A 249-nucleotide genomic window follows, 5' to 3' on the forward strand; every position below is an offset into this window, starting at 1 on the left:
CCTCTTCATCATCCCACCTGGGCTTTCGTCGCCTTCACACGTTCCTGCTGACATCTTCGGTATGGTTCATCGCAGCGATTGCGGGAGCCGTGCCTCTCTACATGTGGTCGCTTTCACCGGTAGATGCGCTGTTTGAGGCGATGTCAGGGATTACCACGACCGGCTCTACGGTCATGAGCGGCCTAGATGATACTCCACACGGAATCATCATGTGGCGGGCTGTTCTGCAAGCGGTTGGCGGGGTCGGTT

1 protein-coding gene is annotated in these 249 nt (G+C 57.4%); it reads left to right on the forward strand.

Annotated elements, in window-relative coordinates:
* Nucleotides 1-47 precede the first annotated feature (47 nt).
* Nucleotides 48-249: potassium transporter TrkG (locus Q5L94_RS14300; protein ID WP_411161954.1), on the forward strand; the 202-nt coding region annotated here is incomplete at its 3' end.

Source organism: Idiomarina sp. Sol25 (genome assembly GCF_033052775.1).
Taxonomy (GTDB): domain Bacteria; phylum Pseudomonadota; class Gammaproteobacteria; order Enterobacterales; family Alteromonadaceae; genus Idiomarina.